Origin of the sequence: Kaistia sp. 32K, assembly GCF_016629525.1 — a bacterium.
Taxonomy (GTDB): Bacteria; Pseudomonadota; Alphaproteobacteria; order Rhizobiales; family Kaistiaceae; genus Kaistia.
The window spans coordinates 12,363-36,356 of the sequence record NZ_AP024269.1 but is presented as its reverse complement, the minus strand read 5'-3'; the positions used below and the strand labels follow the sequence as shown (position 1 = coordinate 36,356).

At 67.6% G+C, this 23,994-nt stretch carries 18 protein-coding genes; 13 read left to right on the top strand and 5 right to left on the bottom strand.

The features are described 5' to 3' along the window. The first annotated feature begins 49 nt into the window (after positions 1–49). On the top strand, positions 50–1,348 hold the full coding sequence (locus K32_RS00140) for an ROK family transcriptional regulator (RefSeq protein ID WP_201402082.1): 1,299 nt from the start codon (positions 50–52) through the stop codon (positions 1,346–1,348). Here K32_RS00140 and K32_RS00135 read toward each other — a convergent pair. Further along, on the bottom strand, positions 1,343–2,461 hold the full coding sequence (locus tag K32_RS00135) for an ROK family transcriptional regulator (protein WP_201402081.1): 1,119 nt from the start codon (positions 2,459–2,461) through the stop codon (positions 1,343–1,345). The genes K32_RS00140 and K32_RS00135 overlap by 6 nt on opposite strands. A gap of 381 nt (positions 2,462–2,842) precedes the next feature. Between K32_RS00135 and K32_RS00130 the strand changes: the two genes are divergently transcribed. The 7 genes from K32_RS00130 to K32_RS00100 all read left to right on the top strand — a co-directional run bounded on the left by K32_RS00130 (position 2,843) and on the right by K32_RS00100 (position 9,879). Continuing rightward, positions 2,843–4,108, top strand: a complete 1,266-nt coding sequence (locus tag K32_RS00130; protein ID WP_201402080.1) for an ABC transporter substrate-binding protein — start codon at positions 2,843–2,845, stop codon at positions 4,106–4,108. 67 nt (positions 4,109–4,175) lie between these two features. Further along, positions 4,176–5,123, top strand: a complete 948-nt coding sequence (locus K32_RS00125; RefSeq protein ID WP_201402079.1) for a carbohydrate ABC transporter permease — start codon at positions 4,176–4,178, stop codon at positions 5,121–5,123. Beyond that, the gene (locus tag K32_RS00120; RefSeq protein WP_201402078.1) at positions 5,116–6,018 is read left to right on the top strand and encodes a carbohydrate ABC transporter permease; all 903 of its coding nucleotides are present in this window, start codon (positions 5,116–5,118) and stop codon (positions 6,016–6,018) included. Before K32_RS00125 ends, K32_RS00120 begins: the two co-directional genes overlap by 8 nt. 43 nt (positions 6,019–6,061) lie before the next feature. Continuing rightward, entirely contained in the window at positions 6,062–7,171 is a 1,110-nt protein-coding gene (locus K32_RS00115; RefSeq protein WP_201402077.1) for an ABC transporter ATP-binding protein, read from the top strand. Positions 7,172–7,222: 51 nt separating this feature from the next. Beyond that, positions 7,223–7,987 (top strand): SDR family NAD(P)-dependent oxidoreductase, encoded by a 765-nt coding sequence (locus K32_RS00110; protein WP_201402076.1) that lies wholly within the window; start codon positions 7,223–7,225, stop codon positions 7,985–7,987. 38 nt (positions 7,988–8,025) lie between these two features. After that, positions 8,026–9,009: a sugar phosphate isomerase/epimerase gene (locus K32_RS00105; RefSeq protein WP_201402075.1), complete on the top strand. Its 984-nt coding sequence runs from the start codon at positions 8,026–8,028 to the stop codon at positions 9,007–9,009. A 60-nt stretch (positions 9,010–9,069) separates the two neighbouring features. Next, entirely contained in the window at positions 9,070–9,879 is an 810-nt protein-coding gene (locus tag K32_RS00100; RefSeq protein WP_201402074.1) for an SDR family NAD(P)-dependent oxidoreductase, read from the top strand. A 325-nt stretch (positions 9,880–10,204) separates the two neighbouring features. Here K32_RS00100 and K32_RS00095 read toward each other — a convergent pair whose 3' ends face one another. From K32_RS00095 to K32_RS00080, 4 genes are all read right to left on the bottom strand, one after another. Then, complete coding sequence (locus K32_RS00095) at positions 10,205–14,512, bottom strand: translocation/assembly module TamB domain-containing protein (RefSeq protein ID WP_201402073.1); 4,308 nt, start codon at positions 14,510–14,512, stop codon at positions 10,205–10,207. Beyond that, the gene (locus K32_RS00090) at positions 14,512–16,392 is read right to left on the bottom strand and encodes an autotransporter assembly complex family protein (RefSeq protein ID WP_244669746.1); all 1,881 of its coding nucleotides are present in this window, start codon (positions 16,390–16,392) and stop codon (positions 14,512–14,514) included. Before K32_RS00090 ends, K32_RS00095 begins: the two co-directional genes overlap by 1 nt. 249 nt (positions 16,393–16,641) lie before the next feature. Next, positions 16,642–18,027 carry an FAD-containing oxidoreductase gene (locus K32_RS00085; RefSeq protein WP_201402071.1) on the bottom strand — a complete coding sequence of 462 codons (1,386 nt, stop codon included), beginning with the start codon at positions 18,025–18,027 and terminating at the stop codon, positions 16,642–16,644. Positions 18,028–18,210: 183 nt separating this feature from the next. Next, positions 18,211–18,489 (bottom strand): GNAT family N-acetyltransferase, encoded by a 279-nt coding sequence (locus K32_RS00080; protein ID WP_201402070.1) that lies wholly within the window; start codon positions 18,487–18,489, stop codon positions 18,211–18,213. 364 nt (positions 18,490–18,853) lie between these two features. Here K32_RS00080 and K32_RS00075 point away from each other — a divergent pair, with 364 nt between their 5' ends. The 5 genes from K32_RS00075 (at position 18,854) to K32_RS00055 (ending at position 23,990) form a co-directional block, all read left to right on the top strand. Further along, entirely contained in the window at positions 18,854–19,540 is a 687-nt protein-coding gene (locus K32_RS00075) for a FadR/GntR family transcriptional regulator (protein WP_201404278.1), read from the top strand. Continuing rightward, positions 19,537–20,712, top strand: a complete 1,176-nt coding sequence (locus K32_RS00070; RefSeq protein WP_201402069.1) for a PLP-dependent transferase — start codon at positions 19,537–19,539, stop codon at positions 20,710–20,712. Before K32_RS00075 ends, K32_RS00070 begins: the two co-directional genes overlap by 4 nt. A gap of 33 nt (positions 20,713–20,745) precedes the next feature. Beyond that, a complete protein-coding gene (locus K32_RS00065; protein WP_201402068.1) occupies positions 20,746–22,008 on the top strand; it encodes a sugar ABC transporter substrate-binding protein in 1,263 nt (420 codons plus the stop codon). A gap of 205 nt (positions 22,009–22,213) precedes the next feature. Further along, a complete protein-coding gene (locus K32_RS00060; RefSeq protein ID WP_201402067.1) occupies positions 22,214–23,149 on the top strand; it encodes a carbohydrate ABC transporter permease in 936 nt (311 codons plus the stop codon). Between the two features lie 4 nt (positions 23,150–23,153). Continuing rightward, the gene (locus K32_RS00055; protein ID WP_201402066.1) at positions 23,154–23,990 is read left to right on the top strand and encodes a carbohydrate ABC transporter permease; all 837 of its coding nucleotides are present in this window, start codon (positions 23,154–23,156) and stop codon (positions 23,988–23,990) included. Positions 23,991–23,994: the final 4 nt, after the last annotated feature.

Here is a 23,994-nt window from a genome sequence, read left to right as displayed (position 1 = left end):
TTGACAAGATAGCACCCCTTGCCCTCTATCCGCCGGCGGACGATCAACCATGATCTCCTCCGGCGGCAATGACATCTTGATCCAATTCCTGACGGCACCGGGCGATCTCGCCGGCTCCAATTCCGGACTGGCGGCCAGCCATAACCAGGCCGTCATCCTGCGCACCATCCGCTGGAACGCGCCGATCTCGCGCACCGAGCTGGCGCTGCGCTCGGGCCTCAGCAAGCAGGCCGTCGCCCGCATCACCGAAAAGCTGATCGACGACGGCTTCGTCGTCGAGGCGCGCCGGCGCTACGGCATGCGCGGCCAGCCGGCGATCGAGCTCGAGATCAATCCGGAGGGCTGCTTCGCCGTCGGCGCCGGCATCGGCCGCGACCACCTGACCATCGTCGCCATCGATGCGGTCGGCACGATCCGCGACCGCATCCACCGCGAAGAGCGCTACATGCTGCCGGACGACTTCTTCGCCGCGATGAAGGAGGCGCTGAAGACCTTCCGTCGCCGCCGCGCGATCGACGAGACGCGGCTCGCCGGCATCGGCATCGCCATCCCCGACTGGCTCGGCGAAATCCCGTTCATCGGCATGCCGCCGGCCTACAAGCTCTGGCGCAGCGTCGACATCCGCGAGCGCTTCTCCCGCCTGACCGACCTGCCGATCCTGATCGACAACGACGCCACCGCGGCCGCGATCGGCGAATTGAGCTACGGCCTCGGCGCCGAGATCCGCAGCTTCTTCTACATCTTCTTCGGCTCCGGCCTCGGCGGCGGCCTGGTGCTCGACGGCGCCTGCTATCACGGCACCACGGGCATCAGCGGCGAGATCGGCTGGCTGCCGGTGACGCTGCCGGACGCGCCGGCGGGCGAACGCATCCAGCCGCTCGGCCAGGTCGTCTCACTGTTCATCCTCTATGATTTCCTGGCCAAGCACGGCGTCGTCGTGACCCGCCCGCAGGAGCTGCTCACCCTCGACGCGCGCGGCAAGGCGCTGCTCGGCCAGTGGCTCCGCGGCGCGGCGCAGCACATCGCCGAGGCGGCGATCGACATCGGCCTGCTGATCAACCCCGACGCCGTGCTGATCGGCGGCCGCATCCCGGTGACGATCCTCGACGAGCTGCTGCTTTATGTGCGCGAGGCGCTGTCGCGCGATCCGCGCCCGACGCCGCGCATCCACCGCGCCGCGGCTTCCGAGGATGCCGCAGCACTCGGCGCCGCTACCATGCCGCTCTCGCATGCGCTGCGGCTCGAATCCGCCGATCCGGCGCAGCTGACTCGCGCGCCCCTGCGCGGCAGCGCGCCCCGGCTGGAACGGCGTCTCGCCATTACGACGCCGGAACAGACGAGCCTATAGCGCCCGCGGCCGGAATGGCCGGCGGGGATCGGGCAGCAGGAACTCCAGGAACGGCAGCGCGGCGGTGCCGACCAGCACCGCGTCCTCGGCCAGCGTGCCGCGCGCCAGCTCCGGCAGCCAGTAGGGATGGGTCGGCTCGGTCATGCGTTCCTGCCGCCGCTGCCCGAGCCGCAGAACCAGCGCGTCGAGCAGCGTCGTCGGCAGCCGCCCGCCGACGAAGATGACGCGCGGCGCGAGGAAGGCGGAGAAGGCGATGATCGAATCCATCAGATGGGCGCTGGCATCCTCGATCCAGCGCGCCACCTCCAGATCGCCGATATCGAAGCCGGCCAGCGGCGCCGTCGACAGCGCCTCGTCCAGCAGCCTGCCGTCCTCGCCGGTCCGCATCGTGCCGACCCGGCCGGCCTTGTGCTCCGCCCCGTTGAACACGACGCCGCCGATGACCATGCCGGCCCGGGTGGACGGGCCGAGCAGGACGTAGACGAAGCTGTCGTCGGCGGCCACGGTGCCGAACTGTCGTTCGCCGAGCGCCGCGGCGATCGTGTCGGGCTCTGCGATCACCGTCAGCGGCGCCAGCGCCGCGCGCACGCCGTCGACGCAGTCCGCCGCCGCCGTCAGGCCGACGCCGAGGACCCGGCCCGCCGATCGCGCGGCGAGGCGCGCCAGCGCCTCCGAGACCAGCCGGACGATCGCGGGCGCCGGATCGTCGACGGCGACCTCGGCCGCGTCGCGCAGCACGATGCGGCCAAGCAGATCGATGGCGACGAGGCTCGCCTGCGCGCCGTCAATGTCGACGCCGAGCGCCACCGCGCCGTCCGGAATGATGGCGAATCGGTTGGCGCGCGAGCCGCTCGGGCCCGCCTCCTCCGCCACCAGCCCGTCGGCGGCGAGACGGCGGACGATGTTGGTGATGCCGGGCACGGTCAGGCCGGTGACCTGGGCCAGCTCCAGCCGGCTCATCGGCCCGGTACGCCGCAGCGCCTCCAGCGTGACGCGCAGATTGTGATCGGCGGCATGGACGAGATTCTGGCCCGACGGCTGGTAGGCGGTCCGCTCGGCGGGAGCGTCGGCAACCGGGCGTAGCGGCCTTCGCGTCGTGCGATCTGTCGTCATCGTTTCTCTTTCCCGCTCGGGCATCCGGCCGATGGCCGAACGAACCGGTCGTTCGATCCCATGCCTTCTTTTAATGCAAGCCGTCGATGGCCGCCCGCCCCGGCGGCGACGTCTCGGGCGGGCGTTGCAGCATCGGCCAATCCTGTTGCAGCGACAAGATCTTAATCCTCGAAATCTCGCCCGCTTTCGCACCGCGCAAGCAGTCATTTTGGCAGTGCAGCGCGAATACTGCCGATACCGTAGCTGCGTTGACAGGTAAATATGTTCGTCCTAGAAAAAAAGAGGCGTCAAAATACAGGGGAGACGCACCGAACACCAAAATAACAAGTCGCCGCGCAAAACGGTCGCAAGTATCAGGCGGCACATCCAGGGAGAGAAACCATGACCTTCACTTGGAAGGCGAGCGCTGGTCTTTTGACCTTTGCTCTCCTGAGCGGGACGGCGTTGGCCGAACCGAAGACCAACCTGCTGCACCAGTGGGCCACAGGCTCCGATGCCGCGGCGATCGCCAAGCTCGGCGAAATGTACACCGCCGCCGGCGGCAAGTGGGAACAGACCTCGATCGCCGGCCACACGTCGAACACGCTGGCCAAGCTGCGCGCCGACGTGATCGCCGGCAACGCGCCGCCGGCCGTCCAGCTCAAGGGCCCCGAGATCGCCGAGTGGAACGCGACGGGCATGACCGCCAATCTCGACGAGCTCGCCGCCGCCGAGGGCTGGGAAAAGGTCGTCGCGCCCGAGTTGCTGCCGGTGATGAAGCCGACCGGCAACTGGGTCGCTGCGCCGATGAACATCCACCGCATCAACTGGCTGTGGTCGTCGCCGAAGGTGCTCAAGGCAGCCGGCGTCGAGGGCATCCCGAAGACCTGGGCGGAGTTCAACGCCGCCTGCGAGAAGGTCGTCGCCTCCGGCAAGATCTGCATCTCGCATTCGACCGCCGACTGGACGGATTCGACCGTCCTCGAAGTCGTGCTCTACGGCCAGGACATCGACCTCTACCGCAAGGCCTTCGTCGAGGGCGACGTCGACGCGCTGCGCAGCGACGGCATGGTCAAGGCCCTGACCCAGCTTCGTCTGATGACGTCGAAATACATGGATCCCGGCATGGTCGGCCGTGACTGGGATTCGATGTCGGCACTGGTCGGCCGCGGCGATGCCGCCTTCCACATCATGGGCGACTGGACCATCGGCCTCCTGACGGCGGCCGGTTTCAAGGAAGGCGTCGACTACAACTGCACCCAGGCGCCGACCGATTGGGGCAAGCCCGGCTTCATCCTGAACTCCGACTCCGTCGTGTTCTTCAAGCAGAAGGATCCGGACTTCATCGAAGGCCAGCAGCTGCTCGCCAAGACGATCCTGTCGCCGGAGTTCCAGACGGTGTTCAACCAGGCCAAGGGCTCGATCCCGGCCCGGCTCGACGTCGACCTGTCGCACGGCTTCAACCCCTGCCAGCAGCTGTCGCAGAAGGACCTGCAGGCCTCGATCGACGGCAACACGCTGGTCCGCTCGATGGCCCACAACATGACCATCCCGCAGAAGTTCCGCGGCGCGATCATGGACCAGGTCACCGAGTTCGTGAACACGCCCGCGATGACGCCGGAACAGGCGGCGACCGCGATCGCGGATGCCGTCGAGGCCCAGATGTAACGAACCCTTCGTCGGGCGCGGTGCTCCGCGCCGCGCCCGATCCTTCGTTTTCATGCAAGGGCCAGCCATGTCGACTATCGATGCTGAAGCCGGCCGGGTTTCCGGGCCGGAAGCTTCCGGCCCCACATGGCGGGAACGCCTGACCCGGATCTCGCCCATCCTCATTCTCGCGCCATCGCTGGCGGCGTCGTTCATCTACGTCTTCGTCTTCACGATCTGGACGCTCTACATCTCGCTGTCGAATTCCTCGTTGCTACCCAGCTACGGCTTTGTCGGGCTCGACAATTACGTGTCGCTCTGGAGCAATCGGCGCTGGAACATCGCCTACAGCAACCTGTTCCTGTTCTCCGCCCTGTACATCGCCGGCGCCATGGCGATTGGCCTGCTGCTCGCCATCCTGATCGACCAGAGGGTGCGGGGCGAGGCGATCTGGCGGACGATCTTCCTCTATCCGCTCGCCGTCTCCTTCATCGTCACCGGCACGGTCTGGAGCTGGCTGTACAATCCGGTCGACGGCATCCAGATGCTGGTCCGCAGCCTCGGCTGGACCGATTTCAACTTCGCCCTGGCCGCCGACCGCAACACGGCGATCTACGCGATCATCATCACCGGCATCTGGCAGAGTTCCGGCTTCGCCATGGCGCTGTTCCTCGCAGGCCTCCGCTCGGTCGACCCCGATCTCGTCAAGGCGGCGCAGATCGACGGCGCCTCGGCCTTCCGCACCTATCGGCGGGTGATCCTGCCCGTGATCGCGCCGATCTTCCTCGCGGTCGCCGTGGTGCAGATCCAGTTCGCCATCAAGACCTTCGATCTCGTCGCGGCGCTGACGCGCGGCGGCCCGGGCATCTCGACCACCTTCCCGGCCATCTATGTCTATGACCTGATGTTCCAGCGCGGCCAGATCGGCGAAGGCGCCGCAGCCGCGATCATGATGCTGGCGGCCCTCGCCGTCGTCCTGGTGCCCTATTCCTTCTTCGTCGTCTGGCGCCATCGCAGGGAGAGCCGACATGACTGACGCCGCCCTCTCGCGCGTCTACGACCGGGAGGCCTCGGCCGCCTTCCGTCGCCATTTCCTCAGCCGGGTGGTGATCTACGGCCTGCTGTCGCTGTTCGCGATCGTCTATCTCGTGCCGCTGCTGGTGGTGGTGTTCAACTCGTTCCGCGAGCAGCCGGAGATCGCGCAGAACGGCCTGATCGCCTTCCCGCGCAGCTTCGCCCTGCATGCCTGGTCGGAAGCCTGGAGCACCTACTGCATCGGCGGCACCTGCGAGGGCATGAAGCGCAACTTCCTGAACTCGCTCTGGATGACGGTGCCGGCCACCCTCCTCTCGACGCTGCTCGGCGCGCTGAACGGCTACGTGCTGTCGAAATGGCGCTTCAAGGGCTCGGAAGTGCTGTTCACGCTGATGTTGCTCGGCGTGTTCATGCCGGGGCAGATCGCGCTGATGCCCTGGGCCTTCATCCTCGGCAAGCTCGGCCTGACCAACTCGACCTACGGGCTGATCCTCGTCCACGTCGTCCAGGGCATCTCGTTCACCACGCTGTTCTGCCGCAACTACTACGTCTCGATCCCGGACGACCTGATCAAGGCGGCGCGCATCGACGGGGCTGGCTTCTGGCGCATCTTCCGCCGGATCATCCTGCCGCTGTCGCCGCCGATCCTGATCGTCACCGTGATCTGGCAGTTCACCGGCATCTGGAACGAATATTTGTTCGGCGTCGTGTTCACCTCCGGGCGCGAACAACCGATCACCGCCGCCCTCGTCGCGCTGACGGCGAGCGGCACCAACGTCCGCGCCTATGACGTGATGAGCGCGGCCGTGCTGATCGGCGCCATGCCGCCCCTGCTCGTCTACTTCCTCGGCGGCAAGTATTTCGTGCGGGGCCTCACCCAAGGTGCCATCAAGTGACGGCGCCCTCTCGTGACGAACGCGACCCAATGATGAGGCTTGCATGTCTTCGCTGACCATCCGCAACCTGCGCAAGAGCTTCGGCGCCGTCGAAGTGCTGAAGGGCATCAACATCGAGGCGCGGACCGGCGAGTTCATCGCGCTTGTCGGGCCGTCGGGCTGCGGAAAGTCGACGCTGCTCGCCATGATCGCCGGCCTCGAGAGCGTCACCGAAGGCGAGATCCGCATCGGCGACCGGCTGGTCAATTCGGTGGCGCCGAAGGACCGCGACATCGCCATGGTGTTCCAGTCCTACGCGCTCTATCCGACCATGACGGTGCGCGAGAACATCACCTTCGGCATGGAGAGCCGCGGCGTGCCGAAGCCGCAGCGCGAGGAGGCGGTGAAGCGCGTCGCAGCCCTGCTGCAGATCGAGCCGCTGCTCGGCCGTAAGCCCGGCCAGCTCTCCGGCGGCCAGCGCCAGCGCGTCGCCATGGGCCGCGCCCTGGTGCGCGATCCTAAACTGTTCCTGTTCGACGAGCCGCTCTCCAACCTCGACGCCAAGCTGCGCGTCGACATGCGCACCGAGATCAAGAAGCTGCATCACCGCGTCGGCAAGACGACGGTCTATGTCACGCACGACCAGGTCGAGGCGATGACGCTCGCCTCGCGCATCGCCGTCATGCACCAGGGCCAGGTGCAGCAGTTCGACGAGCCGCAGACGGTCTATGACCGGCCGGCCAACATGTTCGTCGCCGGCTTCATGGGCTCGCCGGCGATGAACTTCATTCCCGCGACGCTGACGACCGACGAGGCGGGCCGCCCGGCGGTTTCCTTCAAGGCGACGGGCGGCACGGCGATCCTGGCGCTGCAGGACGGCATTTCGCCGGGCGCGCCGGGTCGCGAGGTCATCCTCGGCGTCCGGCCCGAGCATATCTTCCGCTTCTCGCCGGAGCTCAAGGCGGCCAAGAAGAGCATCGCCAGCCTCGACGCCCCGGTCGAGATGGTCGAGCCGACCGGCGCCGAGACGATCGGGCTGATGCGGGTCGGCGATCTCGAGGTCACCGGCCGCTTCGATCCCGACGAGGCGCCGCGCATGGGCGAGACGATCACGCTCGGCATCGACATGTCGCATGCCTGCCTGTTCGATCCCACCACCCGCAACCTGATCTGACCGATCGGCTGATCCTTCCCTTCAAGACCCAGACCCGACAGGCCGCATGCCATGAACTTTGCCAAATATCCGAGCCTCTCCGGGCGCGTCGTCCTTGTGACCGGCGGCGCCTCCGGCATCGGCGCCGACATCGTCCGCGCCTATGCCGGCAGCGACGCGAAGGTCGTCTTCGTCGACATCCAGGAGGAGGCCGGCGAGGCGCTCGCCGACGAACTCAAGGGCTCGCAGCACAAGCCCGTCTTCCGCCGCTGCGACCTGACCGACGTCGAGGCGACCCAGGCGGTGATCGCCGGGATCGGCCGCGACGTCGGGCCGATCGCCGTCCTCGTCAACAACGCCGCCAACGACGATCGCCGCGAGGTCGACGAGGTGACGCCCGACTACTGGGACTGGTCGCAGTCGATCAATCTGCGGCCGCAATTCTTCACCGCCCAGGCGGTGCGGCCGCAGATGCGGCAGCTCGGCTATGGCTCGATCATCAACTTCTCGTCGATCGCCTGGCGCGGCGGCGCGCCCAACATGCCGGCCTACACCGCCGCCAAGGCGGCGATCCTCGGCCTGACGCGGAGCCTGGCGCGCGCCTTCGGTGCCGACAACATCCGCGTCAACGCGATCGAGCCGGGCGCGGTGATGACCGAGAAGCAGCATGCGCTCTGGTACAAGACGCCGGAAAGCGTTGACGCGCTCGTCCGCCTGCAGTGCATCCGCAAGGTGCTGCAGGGCGACGAGATCGCCCGCACGGCGCTCTTCCTCGGCGCCGACGACAGCCGCATGATCACCAAGCAATCCATCATCGTCGACGGCGGCCTGATCTAGAGCGCCGCGCAAATCCCTTCGCCGAAACGGAACCACCCATGCTGCAAGTCGGACTGAACCCCTATGGATTGACCTATCATCTCGGCCTGCAGGGGCACGGCACGCCGCGCGCCAATCCGGACGGGCGCGGGCTCGAAGGCTTCATCGCACTCGCCGAGGAACTGGGCGCGAAGACGCTCGAGGTCTTCGAGCCGTGGATCGCCAGGCTTGACGATGCCGGGGCGGCGGCGCTGAAGGCCCGGCTCGCCGCGCTCGGCATGACGCCGGTGATCAGCAGCGGGCTGAACCAGGGCCCGCTCGACAGCGCCTTCCGCTCGGCGGCGCGGCTCGACGCCAAGCTGATCCGCGTCTGCCTCACCTCGGTGCTCTGCGGCGACCGCTACGCTGCCGGCGACAAATGGCACGAATACGTGCGCGGCGCGCACGCGGCGCTCGCCGAATATGCGCCGCGCGCGAGTGCCGAGGGGCGGACGCTGGTGATCGAGAACCACCAGGATTTTACCTCCGACGAGCTGGTCGGCTTCTGCGAGGAGGTCGAGGGCGGCGTCGGCATCTGCTACGACACCGGCAACACGCTGCCGGTCGCCGAGGCGCCGCTCGACTTCACCCGCCGCATCGCGCCCTGGGTCCGGCATGTCCACCTCAAGGACTACAACGTCCAGTTCACCGACGAAGGCTACCGCCTCGTCCGCTGCGCGATCGGCGACGGCGCCGTGCCGTTCAAAGAGGTGCTGGCGATCCTTGGCGAGCACCATGAGCGGTTGACCGCCGTGCTGGAGCCGGGCGCGCTCGATGTCCGGCATGTGCGGCTTCTGACGCAGGACTGGTGGAACGGCTATCCGCCGCGCTCCGCCCGCTCGCTCGCCGCCTGCCTCCAGGCCGCCCGCCGCAACCGCCTTGCCGACGACGCCGATTATCGCACGCCGTGGGAACGCGGCGACGACGGCGCGCTCGTTGCCTACGAGCTCGACATGATCCGGCGCAGCGTCGCCAACATGAAGGCGCTCGGCGTCATGGCCTAGGCCGCCCCCCTTTCAGCTTTTCAACGCAGATCCCTTCGGGGGCAGACAAGGAGCTCGCAAATGAGCAAGGAACTCTCCGGCAAAGTCATCTTCGTCACCGGCTCGGGCCGCGGCCTCGGCCGCACCATGGCCGAGAAGCTGGCGAGCCTCGGCGCCGACGTCGCCATCCACGACCTCGACTGGACCGGCCCGGCCAAGTATGGCGAGGCGAAGGACCTCGGCGAGGTAGCGGAGCAGATCGCCAGTCACGGCGTGCGCACCGTCGCCGTCACCGGCAATATCGGCGACCCGGCCGCCGTCCAGAAGATGAAGCAGGAGATCGAGGCGAAGCTCGGCACCGTCAACGTGCTGGTCAACTGCGCCGGCGGCGACATCGGCGCCTCCGGCAACAAGCCGAAGCCGAACGACGCGCTCAACATCTCGTTCGAGGACATCCAGGTCCTCACCAACAACAATCTGATCGGCACCATGCTGGTCTGCCAGGCCTTCGTGCCGCCGATGGTTAGGGCCGGCAGCGGCTCGGTGATCAACATCGCCTCGGCGGCGGCGCATATGGGCTGCTCGCCGGAAGTGGTCTATTCGACGCTGAAGGCCGCCGTCGTGCACTACACGCGCTGCCTCGCCAAGGAGCTTCTGGAAGAAGGCGTGCGCATCAACGCGGTCAGCCCCGGCCCGACCAAGTCGGCCCGCTTCCAGGCGACCCGCGTCGTCGACCCCGTGAAGATGGATTCGTCGGGAAAATCGTTCAACCGCTACGCCGAGCCGGCCGAGATCGCCGACGCCGTGGCCTTCCTCGCCGGCGACGGCTCGAAGTTCATCAACGGCCAGGTCCTCCGCGTCGACGGCGGCCTGACGCTGTTCCCGGGGTAAGAACCTCTTGCCCTCTCCCGCAAGCGGGCGAGGGTTTCAGCCGGCGCGCTTCATCGAAGCTGGAGCCATTGCTGCAACCGGCACAGGCGAGCACCCTCTCCCGCGCGCGGGAGAGGGTCGGGGTGAGGGTCTGTTCGCGAATAGTCGCACAACGCCCGCCCCACGCTCGCCGTCATCCCGGCCTCCGAGCCGGGATCCATCCAGCCGGAGCGCGGGCCGCGCGAACCTCCCCATGCCTCAGCCGTATGGATCCCGGGTCAAGCCCGGGATGACGGCGGAGGATGCGACGAGGGAGAGCCATTCCGGCGAGGCCCGCAGAGAGCTCCTAGTAATCCCACTGCGCGCCGATGCCGAGCTCGTTCGAGCCGTCGGCGCCGGCGGCGCCCTGGATGCGGATGTTGCGGGTCAGGTCGACGTCGACCGTGACCTTGCTCGAATCGGGCGACGTGCCCTGCTGCACGCCGATATAGACCTTGTCGTTCAGCCGCTTGCCGATGCCGACCTGGCCGCCCTTGCCGGACGCGTCGGTGCCGATCGAGAGCGAGTCGACGCCGAGCGACTTGCGCACGGAATCGAGCACGCCCGGTCCCCGGCCCGAGAACTGCGCCACGGTCTGCGCCACCTGCAGCGCCTGTCCCGGCGTCAGCGTGCTGATCGCCCGGCCGAACAGCAGCCGCGCGATCACCTCGTCCTGCGGCAGGGTCGGCGTCGAGGCGAAGCTCACTTCCGGCGCCGAGGCGTTACCGGTGATGATGATACTGGCAACGACATCGCCGCCGGTGGTGTCGGCCTTGAAGTCGAGCTCCGGATCGAGGCTGCCGTTGAAGGTGATCTTGCCCTGGGTGAAGTCGAGCTGGCGGCCGACGACGTTGAAGCGGCCGCGCTTCAGCTCGAAGCCGCCCAGCGTCACCATGTCGGCCGTCGTGCCGCGAAGCGTCAGGTCGCCGCCGAATTCCGCGTCCATGCCCATGCCGCGCACGAACACGCCGTTCGGCGCCGAGACGCGAAGGTCGAGATCGGCGACGAAGGGGCTCGCCGGCTGGGTCTTCTTCTTCGCCGTGGCAGCGGCGCGGGCCTTCGCCTGCGCGCGGATGCCGGTCTTGGCCGCCGGCTGCTTGCCGGTATTGACGTGGCGGACGGAGAGCGGGTCGAGACCGCCCGAGGGGATGTCGGCGATGTTGATGTCGAGGTTGCGGACCTTGATCTGGCCGACGATCTTCGGCCGGGTCGCGACGGGACCCTGGATGTTGATGCTGCCGTCGGCGACGAGCCGCATCAGGTCGCTGGAAACCAGCGTCGCCTTCTGCAGCGTGACTTCGATGGCGGCCGGGAAGCCCTGCGCCGGATCGAGGCCGATATTGCCCTTGCCGACGATCCGCCCGCCCTGGACGGTCTGGGCCGAGAAGGAGGTGACCTGGACGGCGCGGTCCGTGCCGGTCAGCACCGCCTCGATGTTGGAGAGCGCGATGCCGTTCAGCGAATCATTGTAGCTGCCGCCCGAGACGCGCACCGTGCCGGAAGCGCGCGGCGCCGAGGTCGGCCCGGCGAGCGCGGCGTCGATGACGGCCTTGCCGCGCACGGTGCCGCCGGAGGTGGCGAGCGCCGTGTTGGCGATGGCGAGATCGATGGCGCCCTTGATCTTCAGATCCATGTCGCCGGCAGCGATCGGCACGGAGCCGTTGATCGTCAGGCCGGAGACGGAGGGTGCGTTGATGGTCGCCTCGACGCCGACCCGGCCGCCGCCGAGATTGCCCTTCGCCGTGATGTCGAACGGACCGAGGCCGGCCCGCGCGATATCGGCATTGGTGAGCTTGGCGATCCTCAAATCGTAATTGCCGGCCGGCGCCGCGGCCTTGCCGGTAATCCGCGCCGTGCCGCTCAGCGTGCCCTTCATGTCGAGCGTCGGCGCCGCGAGCGAGGCGAGAGCGAGCGGCAGGTTGCGCAGGTCGACATTGAGGTCGAGCGTCTCGCCGGCCTTGCCGCTGATCGTCGTGCGGCCGTCGCCGGTCGCGAGCACCAGCCTGTCGATGGAAACGCCGCCCTTGGCGATCGCGATGTTGGCAGGCTGCGCCAACGTCACATTGGTGCCGGGACGGGCGATCTTCAGCGCGTCGAGGCGGACATTGGTCGCCTCGCCCGCCGGCGAGATCCGCGCCTTGGCGTCGATGCTGGCGCCGAGCAGGGCCGTGTCGAGCGTCACGTCGGTGGCGGTGCCGGCGCTCTTCGCCGTGACCGTCGCCTTCTCGATCGTCTGGCCGCCGGCGACGACGCCGGAAAGCACGACCTTGCCGTCGATCACCGGCGTGCCGGAGAGATCGACGAGGCGGGCGTTGATGTCAGCCTTGTCGACGCGGTTGCCGGCGACGCGGATTCCGGCCGCCGAGCCGTCGACGGCGACGCGCTGCGCGCCGTTCGCGGCGTCGAGCACGATGGTTGCGTCGAGGCGGCCGGCGAGCTCCGTCAGCACCAGCGCCGAGAGATCGGCGAGGTTGGAGGCGGCGATGGTGATCTTGCCGTCGACGAGGCCGGAGGGCGCGAGCGCCGCCGCGCCCTTGGCGCGCACGGCGCCGATGGCGAGGTCGAGGTCGTCGACGCGGCGGCCGCCATCGGCGAGCGAGGTCAGCCTCGCGCCGCCCTTGGCGGTCTTGCCGGCGAGCTTGCCGTCGAGCGCGACCGTGCCACCGGGCAGGCCGGTCAGATCGGTGAGGTCGACGGTGAGCGCCAAATTCTCGATCTTCTGGTCCATGGCGACGCCGGCGGGGATCGCGACCTTGCCGGTAAGCCCGAGCGCGTCGAGGCCGCCGGTAAAGCGGAGATCGGCATTGGCGGCGCCGGAGACGCGCGGATCGAGCTGCTTCAGATCGGCGAGCTTCACCCGCGCGGTCAGGTCGGCGGCTGATTTTTCGATGCCGCCATCGACGGCGACGTCGAGGCCGCGCGCGGCGAGCGTCAGCCCGTTGACGGCGATGCGGCCATCCTCGGCGAGCGACACCGAACCCTTGACCCGACTTTCGCCGGCGAAGAAATCGTCGACCTGGGTGATGCCGGTGGTGATGTCCTTCGACGACCCGTCGAGATCGACGGCGACGCGCCGCTTCGACGGATCGGCGTCGATCTTCGCGTCGAGCACGGCGCTGCCGGTGAGGGGGCGTCCGGCGAGGCCGGAGAAGGCGGCGAGGTTCAAGCGCTCGAGCCGGAGCGCGCCCTTGACGTCGTTCGCCGCCGCCGTGCCGGCGAAGGCGAGATCGAGCGGCTCCAGCGCCACCGTGGCCGAGGTCAGGACCGGGCCGGCGTCGCCGACGGAGCCCGCCGCCTGCAGCCGGGCCGACTTGCCGAGCGCGGCGACGACCTTCGGATCCTCGGCGGAAAGGCCGGTCGCGGTGCCGTCGACGGTGAAATCGAGGCCGCCGGCGCTGGCAGGCGTCGTCTTGGCGGTGATCTTCAGGTCGGCGACGCCATAGCCGGAGCCGGCGAGCGACTGCGCGGAGAGCGTCGCGTCGACGGTCGGCGTGGCGAACGGGCCGTTGACGGCGGCGTTGAGGCGCCAGCCGGACCAGGTCACGCCGGGGGCGAAGGCGGCGAAATGCGAGGGGTCGCCGCCGACGAGATCGAGCGTGACATCCGCCGTCTTCGCCTTGGTATCGAGGCTGCCGACCAGCGCCAGGCCGAAGCCGGCGGCGGTGGCGTTCAGCCCTTCGATGGCGACGCGGCCTTCCGGCTCGAGGATCGCCGAGCCGAGCAGGGTCGTGCGGTCGGCGAAGAGCGGACGGATCGAGGCCGGAACCAGTCCGGCGATCTCGCCGGCGAGATCGAGCATGACGCGGCGGCCGTTCTCGACCTGCTTGACGGCGGCGGTGCCGCCGAGATTGCCGGCGCTGCCCGCGTCGAGCGCGATGCGGCCGTCCCAATTGTCGAGCGGCGCGTTGCCCTTGACCGAGAGCGACAGCGCCGGAAGGCCTTCGATCTCGGCGAGGCGCGCGACGAGGCCGCCGGCGGGCTCGGACGCGGTGACGTCGAGATAGAGCGAATCCGTGCCATTGCCGGGAGCGTAGCGGACGCTGCCCTTGATCTCGCCCAGCGCATCCTCGCGCAGCAGCGCGAAATCGAGCGCCAGCCCCTCGGCCGGATCGACCAGGCGGGCGGAGGCCTGCAGGTTGAGGACCGCGGCCATGCCGAGCACCGGCTCGCCGATATCGATCTTCGCGATGTCGAGCCGATCGAGCGCGACGCGGATGAAGGGAATGCCGCCGCCAGAGCTCTTGTCAGCGGGCGCGGGCGGCAGGACCGGCTGGCGCGACACGGCGACTTCGGCCGCCGAGAGATCCGCGATCGAGACCTTGCCGGAGAGGAGCGACAGCGGATGCCAGGCGAGGTGCAGATTGTCGACCGAGGCGAACGGGCCGGTGGCGTCGGCGACCTCGATCCGGGCGATCGTCAGGTTGGACGGCACGAAGCCGGAAATGCCGTAGATGCGGACCGTCAGCCCCTCGCTGCTGGCGAGCCGGCTGCCGACATTCGCAAGCATGCGCAGGCCCGGACCTGTCTGCAGGAAGCCGAACGCGCCGACGAGCGCGATCAGGAGGACGATGAGGCCAACGCCGAGCCAGCGCAGGATCTTGAGGGCGCGGGTCATCAGAACGACTGTCCAAGGCTGATATAGATGCCGTAGCCCTTGTCGTCGGGCTCCGGATTGAGCGGTATGGCGACATCGAGCCGGACGGGGCCGATGCCGGTATAATAGCGCAGACCGAGGCCGGCGGAATATTTTAGATCGCCGAGATCGGGGACCGAGCCCTCGGAAGCCGCGCCCATGTCGAAGAAGGGCACGATGCCGATCGTGTCGGTGACCTTGATGCGCGCCTCGGCCGAGGCCGTCAGGTAGCTGAGACCGCCGATGATGTCGCCCTGGGCGTTGCGCGGGCTGGCCGACTGGTAGTCGTAGCCGCGCAGCGATCCGCCGCCGCCGACATAGAAGCGCCGCTGCGGCGGCACGTCGAGCAGGTCGGCGCCGAAGATCGTGCCGGCGGAGATCCGGCCGGCGAGGATGTAGCGCTTGTCCTCGTCGAGGGCCTTGTAGGACGACAGCGATCCCTTGAACATCATCGGGCCGGCGCTGGCCTGGCCGAGATAGGCGAAGGGCTCGAAGGTGCCCGCGGCGCGGATGCCCTTGGAGGGATCGAGCGGATTGTCGGTGGTGTCGTAGGCAATGTCGATCGGCACGCCGACGATGGTGTCGTCGCGCGAGCCGCTGGAATCCTGGACATGCGACTGTTCGAGATCGAGGCCGATCTGCACGGAGAACTGGTCGGAATAGTTGCGCCGGACACCGCCGGTAAAGGTCACCGCCTCGCGGACATAGGCGTCGGTGACTTCGCGCAGCACCGCCGCCTGGGCGACGAGGTCGTCGATCGGCGTCAGGATGCCCGGCTTGCCGAAGGTCGCGGCGAAGCGGTAGCCGAGCGGATTGGAATCCGGCACGGCGCTGGACGAGCCGCCGAACCACGACACCTGGCCGTCGAGGCGCAGCGTCTCGGCGCCGCCGAACAGATTGCGATGGCCCCAGAAGGCGTTGATCGACGAGCCGTCGGTCGAGGAGTATTTGGCGCCGAAGCCGACATAGCGGGGCTTGCGCTCGGTCACCTCGACATCGACCGGCAGGCGGCCGTCCGCGTCGAGCTTGTCGCCCTCGCGGATACGGACGCCGGAGAAAGCCTCGTAGCGCAGCAGCGATTTTCGCGTATCGGCGAGGCGCTGCGGCGAGAACATCTCGCCCGGAATGATGCGCACCCGCTCCTGCACGAAGGAGGGGCGGACCTTTTCCGCGCCGGAGACCGTGACGGGGCCGAAGGCGACCGCCGGGCCGGCGTTGACGACATAGGTGACGTTGACGAGGTTCGTCGCGTGGTCGGCGACGACGTCCTTGTCGACCACCTTGGCGAAGGCGTGGCCCTTGTCGCGGTAGAAGTCGGTGATGTGGCTCTCGGCGTCGAGAATGGCGGAGGATTTCGCCTCGCCGCCGGGCTCGATGCCGAGCTGGCGCAAGGTCGGCGCCATCGGCAGCGGACGGTTCCGCTCGTCGACGAGCGTAATGCTGCCGAAATGGAACAGCGGCCCGGTCGTCACGTCGATCTCGACCGGGACCGGGCCCGCCGGACGGGCAGCCTCGATCGCCTGCAGGATATCGGGCGCGTCGAGCGCGCGGCCGGCGATGGTGATGCGGATGGAGCCGGCGTAGTACCCGTTCGAATAGAGCGCCCCGGTGATCTGGTCGATGTCGGCGCGGGCGCGCCGGAGCAGGCCGGCCGCTCCGGAGGGCGGAGACTTCCGCATCGAATAGAGATTGGAGGCGGCGGTGATCGCCTTGCGCAGCGAACGCGCCGCGTCGGGGACGTTGACGGTCGGCTTGTAGGGGACGGCGTCGGCGACCGGCTCGACTTTCTCCTTGCCGAAAAGCGACCGGATGCCGTTGAGGAATCCACCGTCCTGCGCGTAGGTAACTGTCGACCCCGCCACCACGATGACCATTGCCGACGCGACGGTCTGGCGAATCCTGCGCCGAGAGCGGGTGCCGCGCGGTTTAAGGACAGGGACTTTCAACAGTACAACACCCATACACGCCGCCGGAACGCTACATCGGCCGATTACGCTCCTGTCTCTATGAGACTATCCTTAACATTTACCATACATGGCCGTTCCTGCCACCACCGCGCGTCGGCGACGTGCGCGTCACGCAACCGAAATGCACAGCGAGACAGTGCGGCGCTACGATAATAAGGCGGGCTTGAATTCGGCGAGCATGGTCGGGAGCAGTTCGGACACGGTCGGGTGGATGTGGACGCCGCGCCGGACCTGCTCGAACGGGCGGCGGGCATACATGACGTCGATCAGCGAGTGCACCGCCTCGTCGCAGCCGGTGCCGAGCAGGGCGGCGCCAAGGATCTCGCCGCTGTCGGCGTCGGCAACGATCTTCATGAAGCCCTGCGTCTCGCCCTTTTCGATCGCCCGGCTCACCCGCGTCATCGGCCGCTTCGAGACCAGGACGCGCTTGCCGGTGCGGATCGCCTCCGCCTCGGTGAAACCGACGCGGCCGAGCGGCGGATCGGTATAGAGCGCATAGACGGGAATGCGGTCGGTGACGCGGCGCGGATCGTCGTCGAGCAGGTTGGCGGCGACGATCTCGAAGTCATTGTAGGAGGTGTGGGTGAAGGCGCCGCGGCCATTGCAGTCGCCCAGCGCCCAGATGCCGTCGACATTGGTTTTGAGCGCGTCGTCGACCATGACGTAGCCATGCGCGTCGAGGGCGATGCCCGCCTTCGCGACATCGAGATCGTCGGTGTTCGGCCGCCGGCCGGTCGCGACCAGAAGATGCGAGCCGGAGACGGTGCGCAGCCCGTTCGGCCCGTCATGGCTGAGCACGATCGTACCGTCCGCCGCGCGATGGACGCTGAGGTTGGTGGCGCCGACGACGATGTCGATGCCCTCCGCCGAAAGGATCTCGGCGATCGCCCGCGAGATATCCTCGTCCTCGCGGCGGACCAGTCGCGGCCCCGTCTCGAACACCGTCACCCGCGCGCCAAAGCGGCGGTAGGCCTGCGCGAATTCCAGCCCGACATAGCTGCCGCCGATGACCAGCAGGTGCTCCGGCACGGCGTCGATGTCCATCATCGTGCTGTTGGTGAGATGCGGCACGTCGGCGATGCCGGGAATGTCGGGGATCGCGGCGCGGCCGCCGACATTGATGAAGATCCGGTCCGCGGTGAGTTCGTCGTCGCCGACCTGCACGCGCCTGGCGTCGAGAAAGCGGGCATGGCCGCGATAGAGCGTGCAGTTCTCCATGCCGTCGATCCAGGCCGTGACGCCATCGCGCGAGGCGCCCGAGACGGCGTCGGCCCGCGCCTTCACCTTGCGCATGTCGATGCCGACCGCGCCCTCGATCACGACGCCATACTCGGCGGCGCGGCGCGCCATCTGCGCCGCCTTGGCGCTGGCGACCAGGGTCTTGGTCGGCGTGCAGCCGGTATTGACGCAGGTGCCGCCGACGAGGTTGCGTTCGATGATGGCGACCTTCTGGCCTGCGGCGCTCAACCGGCCCGCGAGCGGCGGACCGGCCTGTCCGGTGCCGATGATGATGGCGTCATAGGCAGGCATCAGGCATCTCCATGAATCGGGCTGCTGGATACAGCGGACTGCGGGATACTTGGCTACTGAAGACTTGCTGGCGGGGACTTGCGGGCGGGGAATAAGATGTCCGGGGTCTTGGTCTCTGAAGTCCTGGTCTCTGAAGTCCTGGTCGAAGTCTTGGTCTCTAAACGCGGATGGCGGGCGTCGGGTTCAGTCGGTGACGAGATCCGCATATTCCGGATGGTGGCCGATATAGGCGTCGACGAAGGGGCAGAGCGGATGGATCCGCGCGCCCTGGTCGCGCAGCCTGTCGAGCACGGCGCGGACCAGCTTGGTGCCGATGCCGCGACCGCTGAGTTCCGGCGGCACTTCGGTATGGACGAGTTCCACGACATCGCCCTGCAGCCGATAGAGGATGAAGGCGACATGACCGTCGAGCTCCATCTCGAACCGCGTCGGCGTGATCTGAAGTTCCGGCTGGTCGCTCATGGTCGCTCGCCCGGCGCTGGATGCGCGCCCTGAAGGCTAGCAGGTCGGACGCCGCATCATAAGTGGCGGAATCGGGGAGTTTTTCGCGAGCGCCCGCAATTTCATGCCTCGCCGCGCCCCTTCCCGCAGCATCGAAATCCACAGCGCCGCCCAAAACACCGCCGGCTTGCCGAAACTTTCGCCCTTGACGAAAAGCCCCTCCTGCAGAAATTATCAGATGTCAGACCAATTTTAGCTCACGTCCGATCGGGGACCCAGCGTGATCAAGACGACCGCATCGTCAGACACCAGGCAGCGCGCCGGCGTGCCGATCGCCTTTCCGGGCCTGACCCCGCTTCCCGCTTCCGACCGCGCCGGCACGGTGATGAAGGCGCTGGCCGATTTCATCGCCCTCTCCGGCCTGAAGCCCGGCGAGCGGCTGCCGACGGAACGCGAGCTGATGCAGGCGCTGGCCGTCGGCCGGTCGACCGTGCGCGAGGTGATCCGCCAGTTCCAGGCGCTCGGCGTGATGGAATCGCGCAAGGGCAGCGGCACCTATCTGCTGCGCGGCATCTCGCCCGACACCATCCACATGCCGCTGCAGATCGATGCGAGCGACATGCGCGAGGGCCTCCTGGCGACGCTCGACATCCGGCGCGGGCTCGAGGCCGAGGCGGGGGCGCTGGCGGCGGTGCGGCGGACCGAGGCCGACCTCGCCACCATCGAGGAACGGTTGATCGAGCTGGAGCGCGTCCATCGCGCCGAGGGAACCTCGGGCGAGGCCGATCTCGCCTTCCACCTCGCCGTCTACGACGCCTCGCACAACCCGATGTTCGGGCAGTTGCTGGAGCAGATGCGCGGAACCTTCCAGAACTTCTGGACGAAGCCGTTCAACCGCCCCGATTTCGCCAATCGCTCGCATCCGCTGCATCGCAAGCTCTTCGAGGCGATCGCGGCGCAGGACGCCGACCGCGCCCGCCGAGAGACCCTCGCGATCCTCGAGATCGTCGAGGAAGACATCCGGGAGATGTCGCAGGACACCGCCCCCCATCCCGACAAGGTAATGAAATGAACGATAGCGTAGCGGCCTTCGACCACGCCTCCTTCATCGCCGCCCATGACGACGCCAACGCCTATGAGGCGGTGGTGCCGCCGATCGTGCAGACCTCGCTCTTCACCTTCTCGTCCTATGCCGAGATGGAAGAGACCTACAAGGGCAACAAGGTGCGGCCGGTCTACAGCCGCGGCCTGAACCCGACCGTCCGCATCTTCGAGGAGAAGGTGGCGGGCATGGAAGGCGCCGAGGACGGCCTCGCCTTCGGCAGCGGCATGGCGGCGATCTCCTCGACGGTGATCACCTTCGTCAAGCCGGGCGACCGCATCGTCTGCGTGCGCCACGTCTATCCCGACGCCTACCGCCTGTTCGAGACGCTGCTCTCGCGCTACGGCGTCAGCGTCACCTATGTCGACGGCCGCGACGAGGCGGCCGTGGCGGCGGCGCTGCCGGGCGCGGCGCTCTTCTACATGGAGAGCCCGACCAGCTGGACGATGGAGACGCATGACGTCAAGGCGCTGGCGGCTCTCGCCAGGAGCCATGGCGTCATCACCGCGATCGACAACAGCTGGGCCTCGCCGGTGTTCCAGCAGCCGATCAAGCTCGGCGTCGATCTCGTGCTGCATTCGGCGTCGAAATATCTCGGCGGCCACAGCGACGTCGTCGCCGGAGTCGTCGTCGGCTCGAAGGCGCTGGTCGGCAAGATCCGCTCCGGCACCCTGCCCTATCTCGGCGGCAAGCTGTCGCCCTTCGACGCCTGGCTGCTGGTGCGCGGCCTGCGCACGCTGCCGATCCGCATGAAGGCGCATGAAGCCGCCGCTCTGCATGTGGCGCGCCGCCTCGCCGATCACGACGCCGTCGCCTCCGTGTCGCATCCCGGCCTCGCCAACGCGCTGCCGCCCGGGCTTTCCGGCACGTCGGGCCTGTTCTCGTTCACCTTCCGCGACGGCGTGGTCGATATCCCCGCCTTCGCCGACAAGCTTCGGCTGTTCAAGCTCGGCGTCAGCTGGGGCGGCCATGAAAGCCTCGTCGTGCCCGCCCAGGTCGTGCGGGTACAGGCGGCAGGACCCAATTCGGCGATCGACTTCGGCGTCGAGGCCAACATGGTCCGCCTGCATGTCGGCCTCGAGGGGGCCGACGCACTTTGGGACGATCTCGCCGCGGCGATCGAATCCGCCCGGCGTCCGTAACCAACACTGCAATCAACAGAGGGAGAAACCACCATGTTCAGGAAGATCGCCGCAGCGGCCGTGATGACGGCGCTGCTCGCCGGATCGGCGCTCGCCGACACCAAGCTGAAGCTCGTCGAAGTGATCACCAGCCCGGAGCGCACCGAGACGCTGAAGGGCATCGTCAAGACGTTCGAGGAAGCCAATCCCGGCACCACCGTCGAGATCATCTCGCTGCCCTGGGGCCAGGCCTTCGAGAAGTTCGCGACCATGGTCGCCGCCGGCGAGACGCCCGACGTCATGGAGATGCCGGACACCTGGCTGTCGCTCTATGCCAATCGCGGCATGCTCGAGGACCTCGAGCCCTACATCGCCAAGTGGGATGAAGCCTCCGACCTGAACGACCGCGCCCTCGAGCTCGGCCGCTCGGTCAAGAACACCGCCTACATGCTGCCCTACGGCTTCTATCTGCGCGCGATGTTCTACAACAAGAACCTGTTCAAGGAAGCCGGCGTCACCGAAGTCCCGAAGACGCTGGCCGAGTTCGAAGAGGCAGCCAAGAAGGTCTCGGCGCTGCCGGGCAAGTCGGGCTACTGCATGCGCGGCGGCCCCGGCGGCCTGAACGGCTGGGTGATGTTCGGCGCGACCGCCAATGGCGACAACGCCTTCTTCAAGGAAGACGGCACCTCGACCTTCGCCGATCCGGGTTGGGTCAAGGGCCTCACCTACTTCACCGATCTGTACAAGAAGGGCTATGCCCCGAAGGACAGCGTCAACTGGGGCTTCAACGAGATCGTCGCCGGCTTCTATTCCGGCACCTGCGCGATGCTCGACCAGGATCCGGACGCGCTGATCGCCATCGCAGAGCGGATGAAGCCGGAAGACTACGGCATCATGACCATGCCGAAGGGCGAGAACGGCAAGACCTTCCCGACGATCGGCTTCGCCGGCTGGTCGATGTTCTCGACCGCTTCCGACAAGGAAGCCGCCTGGAAGCTGCTCGCGGCGCTTGAGGGCAAGGAAGGCAACATCGCCTGGAACAAGAAGACGGGCGCGCTGCCGGCCCGCAAGTCGGCCGAGACCGATCCGTTCTATTCGAGCGAGCAGTTCAAGGGCTGGTTCGAGGAGCTTTCCGACAAGGACGTCGTCCCGACCGTGATGCCGAGCTACCTGCCCGAGTTCGCCTTCTTCAAGGACTCGGTGGTGATCAAGACCAGCCAGCAGGCGCTGCTCGGCGAGATCACGCCGGAAGAGCTCGGCCAGCAGTGGGCCGACTACCTGACCAAGAGCCAGCAGAAGTTCCTGGCCAACAAGTAAGGCGCGCGCCGGCGGGCTCGCCCGCCGGCCGATACGACCGCCCGGCCCTCCCTCGCGGAGGGCCGGAGACCGGCCGGGAAGGTTGCGGGAATGACGCGTTCCCTCGTTCGAGCGACGGCGCCTCCCGAAACCCATTTCCGCGACTGCGACCGCCGCCGAACCGAGGCCCAGCAGGCTGCGAAGAGACCAGAGGGATCGACTTTCGATGACAGAGGCCGTGAACGCCGCCCCCTACGGGCGTGACCGACGACCGTTCCTGCGGCGACTCGCCATGGCGAGCGAGCCCTATCTCTATTCCGCCCCGGCCCTGATCCTGATCGTCACGGTGATGCTGGTGCCGCTGGTGATCGGCATCTCCTATGCCTTCCGCGACATCACGCTGCTCGATCCGTTCTCGGGCGGCTTCATCGGCCTCGATCATTTCCGCGCCATCGCCAAGGACAAGACCTTCTGGCAGGCGCTGAAGAACACCGTCTACTGGACCGGCTATTCGGTGGCGCTGCAGTTCTTCCTCGGCCTGATCCTGGCGCTGCTGCTCGACAAGCCCTTCTTCGGCCGCGGCCTCGCCCAGGCGCTCTGCTTCCTGCCCTGGGCGGTGCCGAGCTTCCTGTCCGGCCTCAACTGGGCAATGCTGTTCAACCCCATCGTCGGTCCGATCCCGCACTGGCTGTTCGCGCTCGGGCTGATGGACGCGCCGGACAATCTGCTGTCGAGCCCGGACCACGCCATGTGGGGCCCGATCATCGCCAATGTCTGGTGGGGCATCCCCTTCTTCGCCATCACGCTTCTGGCCGCGCTGCAGTCGATCCCGCGCGATCTCTACGAGGCGGCGGCCATCGATGGCGCCACGCCGTTCCAGCGCTTCCGTTCGATCACCCTGCCCTTCCTGGCGCCAACCATCGCCATCACCGTCATGCTGCGCACCGTCTGGATCGCCAATTTCGCCGATCTGATCGTCGTCATGACCAATGGCGGCCCGGCCGACCGGACGCAGATCGTCGCCAGCTACATCTTCACCCAGGCCTTCCGCAGGCTCGATTTCGGCTACGCCTCGGCGATCGCGATGGTGCTGCTCGCACTGCTGCTCGTCTATTCGATGCTGATCATCCTGCTGCGCCAGACGCTGCTCAGGGAGCGCTGAGACCATGACCAGCAACAAGCGCATCGTCGCCACCGTCGCCCACCGCGTCGCCATCCTCGCTTACGTGGTGTTCGCCCTCTTCCCGCTGTTCTGGGTGCTCAAGGTCTCGGTCACGCCGAACGACCTGCTCTATTCCGAGGGCGTTCGCCTCTGGCCGTCCAGGACCGTGTTCGACCATTTCGACTTCGTGCTGCGGCACAGCGACTTCCCGCTGTTCTTCCGCAACTCGATGATCGTGTCGCTGTCGACCGCCTTCATCGTCACCATCCTCGCCTCGCTCGGCGGCTATGCGATGTCGCGCTTCTCGTTCCGCGGCAAGTTCTGGATCGTCGGGCTGATGCTTCTGACCCAGATGTTCCCGCTGGTGATGCTGATCGCGCCGATCTTCAAGATGCTGTCGCCGCTCGGCCTCACCAACAGCCTCTCCGGCCTGATCCTCGTCTACGTCGCCTTCAACGTGCCGTTCGCGACCTTCCTGATGCAGTCCTTCTTCGACGGCATCCCGAAGGACCTGGAAGAGGCCGCGATGATCGACGGCGCCACGCGCTTCATGGCGTTCCGCCAGATCATCCTGCCGCTGACGCTTCCCGGCATGGCGGCGACGCTCGGCTTCGTCTTCACCGCCGCCTGGAGCGAGCTGCTCTTCGCGCTGATGCTGATCTCCGGCGTCGACGCCAGCACCTTCCCGGTCGGGCTTTTGAGCTTCGTCTCGAAGTTCTCGGTCGATTTCGGGCAGATGATGGCCGCGGGCGTGCTCGCCCTGATCCCCGCCTGTCTCTTCTTCTTCTTTATCCAGCGCTACCTCGTGCAGGGCCTCACGGCCGGCGCGGTCAAGGGCTGAGGGA

Coding starts and splice junctions, on each gene's coding strand:
- K32_RS00135 (WP_201402081.1), bottom strand. CDS start 2,461: ATGACGACAGATCGCACGACGCGAAGGCCGCTACGCCCGGTTGCCGAC.
- K32_RS00115 (WP_201402077.1), top strand. CDS start 6,062: ATGTCTTCGCTGACCATCCGCAACCTGCGCAAGAGCTTCGGCGCCGTC.
- K32_RS00105 (WP_201402075.1), top strand. CDS start 8,026: ATGCTGCAAGTCGGACTGAACCCCTATGGATTGACCTATCATCTCGGC.
- K32_RS00060 (WP_201402067.1), top strand. CDS start 22,214: ATGACAGAGGCCGTGAACGCCGCCCCCTACGGGCGTGACCGACGACCG.
- K32_RS00100 (WP_201402074.1), top strand. CDS start 9,070: ATGAGCAAGGAACTCTCCGGCAAAGTCATCTTCGTCACCGGCTCGGGC.
- K32_RS00055 (WP_201402066.1), top strand. CDS start 23,154: ATGACCAGCAACAAGCGCATCGTCGCCACCGTCGCCCACCGCGTCGCC.
- K32_RS00065 (WP_201402068.1), top strand. CDS start 20,746: ATGTTCAGGAAGATCGCCGCAGCGGCCGTGATGACGGCGCTGCTCGCC.
- K32_RS00140 (WP_201402082.1), top strand. CDS start 50: ATGATCTCCTCCGGCGGCAATGACATCTTGATCCAATTCCTGACGGCA.
- K32_RS00110 (WP_201402076.1), top strand. CDS start 7,223: ATGAACTTTGCCAAATATCCGAGCCTCTCCGGGCGCGTCGTCCTTGTG.
- K32_RS00120 (WP_201402078.1), top strand. CDS start 5,116: ATGACTGACGCCGCCCTCTCGCGCGTCTACGACCGGGAGGCCTCGGCC.
- K32_RS00080 (WP_201402070.1), bottom strand. CDS start 18,489: ATGAGCGACCAGCCGGAACTTCAGATCACGCCGACGCGGTTCGAGATG.
- K32_RS00125 (WP_201402079.1), top strand. CDS start 4,176: ATGTCGACTATCGATGCTGAAGCCGGCCGGGTTTCCGGGCCGGAAGCT.
- K32_RS00070 (WP_201402069.1), top strand. CDS start 19,537: ATGAACGATAGCGTAGCGGCCTTCGACCACGCCTCCTTCATCGCCGCC.
- K32_RS00075 (WP_201404278.1), top strand. CDS start 18,854: ATGAAGGCGCTGGCCGATTTCATCGCCCTCTCCGGCCTGAAGCCCGGC.
- K32_RS00130 (WP_201402080.1), top strand. CDS start 2,843: ATGACCTTCACTTGGAAGGCGAGCGCTGGTCTTTTGACCTTTGCTCTC.
- K32_RS00085 (WP_201402071.1), bottom strand. CDS start 18,027: ATGCCTGCCTATGACGCCATCATCATCGGCACCGGACAGGCCGGTCCG.
- K32_RS00095 (WP_201402073.1), bottom strand. CDS start 14,512: ATGACCCGCGCCCTCAAGATCCTGCGCTGGCTCGGCGTTGGCCTCATC.